The organism is Novosphingobium sp. KN65.2 (assembly GCF_001368935.1).
Lineage (GTDB): Bacteria > Pseudomonadota > Alphaproteobacteria > Sphingomonadales > Sphingomonadaceae > Novosphingobium > Novosphingobium mathurense.
The window spans coordinates 1-2,339 of record NZ_CCBH010000243.1; the positions used below are offsets into that span (position 1 = coordinate 1).

General features: G+C 56.9%; 5 protein-coding genes. 1 reads left to right on the top strand and 4 read right to left on the bottom strand.

The window, feature by feature from the left end; genetic code table 11:
• Positions 1 to 243: 243 nt before the first annotated feature.
• A complete protein-coding gene (locus SPHV1_RS24185; protein WP_054948541.1) occupies positions 244 to 903 on the bottom strand; it encodes a PilZ domain-containing protein in 660 nt (219 codons plus the stop codon).
• A gap of 83 nt (positions 904 to 986) precedes the next feature.
• On the bottom strand, positions 987 to 1,112 hold the full coding sequence (locus tag SPHV1_RS26035) for a hypothetical protein (RefSeq protein WP_255352318.1): 126 nt from the start codon (positions 1,110 to 1,112) through the stop codon (positions 987 to 989).
• Between the two features lie 171 nt (positions 1,113 to 1,283).
• Here SPHV1_RS26035 and SPHV1_RS24190 point away from each other — a divergent pair, with 171 nt between their 5' ends.
• Positions 1,284 to 1,559, top strand: a complete 276-nt coding sequence (locus SPHV1_RS24190; protein ID WP_054948542.1) for an HU family DNA-binding protein — start codon at positions 1,284 to 1,286, stop codon at positions 1,557 to 1,559.
• Between the two features lie 98 nt (positions 1,560 to 1,657).
• On the opposite strand, the gene SPHV1_RS25270 is transcribed toward SPHV1_RS24190, so the two are convergent.
• Entirely contained in the window at positions 1,658 to 1,954 is a 297-nt protein-coding gene (locus SPHV1_RS25270) for a hypothetical protein (RefSeq protein WP_156367457.1), read from the bottom strand.
• A partial coding sequence (locus tag SPHV1_RS24195; RefSeq protein ID WP_231634854.1) for a PilZ domain-containing protein occupies positions 1,929 to 2,339 on the bottom strand: 411 nt, incomplete at its 5' end. The genes SPHV1_RS24195 and SPHV1_RS25270, both read right to left, overlap by 26 nt.

Sequence of the window (2,339 nt, forward strand, 5' to 3'; positions counted from 1 at the left end):
ATGGTGATGGAGTTGCCTGCGAACCCTATCGACGGCGCCGATAACGCCTCTGTTTCAATGCCGGATCAATCCTCGCCGGTCCTCATCCGTCGCCATGGTTGTGGGTGCGGACCCGAGCTCTGTCATCGTGAACAGGCGCTCGCTTGGACAAGGTTTCCCGCAACGGGTCTCATGAAGCAGCCCAAGCCCGCACAGTCTCGGCAGACTCGGGCACCCTTGCTCCTTACGCTGCGCCTCAGGCGATCAGGAGCATTTTTTGTCCTTGTTACCGGCTTCAGATTGCAACTTCAGGCGCTCGATCGATCCCAGATCATCGACACTGAAGGGATCGATGAGGAATATGCCTGCAAAATTGTCCTTGGCCCACTGGACGATGCCATCGCGCTCGTAACCGGAATCGAGCAGGATCTTCACCCTGAGACCATGCTTGAACCGGCCATCATGGGTGATCTTCGCACCTCTTTGCGAAAGATCGAGAACTACCGTTTGCAGCACTTGATCGTCAAAGATCACTTTGCCGGGGACATTTGCCTTCAACCGCGGTGCCCGTGCCCCTTCGGCCCTCGCCTCTTGCGAGGTGCTGCTCAAGATCTGCGAGCTGTCGATGGGTTGATCGAACTTGACGCCGCACTCGTCGCCGTTGGTCCATACCACCTGCCCTGAGAGCTTTACCGACGGTGAAAATGCGATCGACAGCCGATCATTCAGGTCCACCGGCATCGACAAGCGTAACGACATGCCGCCATCGGATATATTGCGGCATCGGCCCAAGCCTTCATCGCCCTCTCGCTCGATCTGAACAAGGCGATAAATCGTTCGCGTGCGATCACTGTCTCGGCGGTCCGATTTGCTAACGTCGTGATCATTGTCGTCACGATTTTCGTCCGGCGTGGAGCGACCCATTGCGACTTTCTCCCCGATAAGTGCAAAGACCGACGGACACTAGGTTCATAATTTTATTAAGTAAAGTTAGCAAACAGCATTTGTCAAAAATCGATTTCTATATTCCATTTCGCATCCACTGCGATGTGGCCTGCGAGGCTGTCCAGCTTGCCATTTCCGGTTTGAATACGGCTACCAATACCGATTTCTAACAGACGCTTCAGAAACAACTGCCCCGTCCTTACCCGTCCCCGCCCTGTCGCCATCAATATAAGCCAAACACCGTATCCCTGATTCAAGCGATCCGCGGCCAAAATCGTGGGTGAACTGCAGGCGCGGATGGTTGAGACGTTCTCCGACGTCTAACAAGCACATCCCATTACGCAGAAGGAATAGCCCCGGTGAACAACAACGATCTTGCAGATGTCCTTGCCGCCGATAGCGGTTTGACCAAGTCCGACGCCCGCAAGCTGGTCGACGGTGTCTTCGCCGCCATCGCCGATGCCGCAGCCAAGGGCGAGGAAGTGTCCATCAATGCATTCGGGAAATTCAAGGTGAAGGACACCCCGGCACGCGAAGGACGCAATCCGTCGACTGGCGCAACGATCCAGATTGCTGCTTCGAAGAAGCTGGCGTTCTCGCCCGCCAAGGCGGTCAAGGACAAGCTTAACGGATAGTCCTCGTTCCAGCGCCTCATCCCGCATGGTGAGGCGCTGGCCCAAGCGATGCGGCAACCTTGGAGACCCTTGTATCGATCACGAGCGGAAGCCAGCGATCAGAGCAGGCTTTCCATACCGCAATCTGGTGACAATGCTCGCGCGGCGCGCGCCGCCAGGCCATAGGAACCCCACCTTCCGCGGTAAGCACCTTCCGCTAAGGATTGATCCAGGGTCGTAAAAATCAAGCATGCTTGCATAAATGGCACCGAGATCATCGGTGGATGCGAAAAGGCCCATGGGAAGGCCAAAGCCAGAACGCCGCTGGCCAGCACACCTGTCTGGCACTCCAGTTTGCCTTTCGTGCCAGGCATCATCTCCACGCCGCTATCAATGATCGCGAATGCAGGGCTCATCCTGGAATTGCCGGACGAGCCTGCGCAGGTCCTCGTCCCGCATGACCCTTTCGAGCTGGAAACCGGTGCGCCCGTCGTGTGACCAGACCAGGAGCGCATCCATACGTCCGACAATTGGAAGATGAACTTCGAGCCGCTCGCCGCGCTGCAGGTCGAGACCGCCTTGCACCATGAAACCTTGCGCGGAGATGTTCCGGATATTGAGTTTGATCTCGCCCAGACGACGATGTTCGGCAGTCACGACGAGGGAGACAGGAAGGCGCGATGCGTGCCGCATCTCGTAGTTGCCCGGCCGTGCCTGTTTGATCATTTGTGTTAACCTCGCTCCACCCATCTCGCCGCGCATTTCCTCGCGAAAATTAGCCAATAGGCCCAGTCGGCCCGA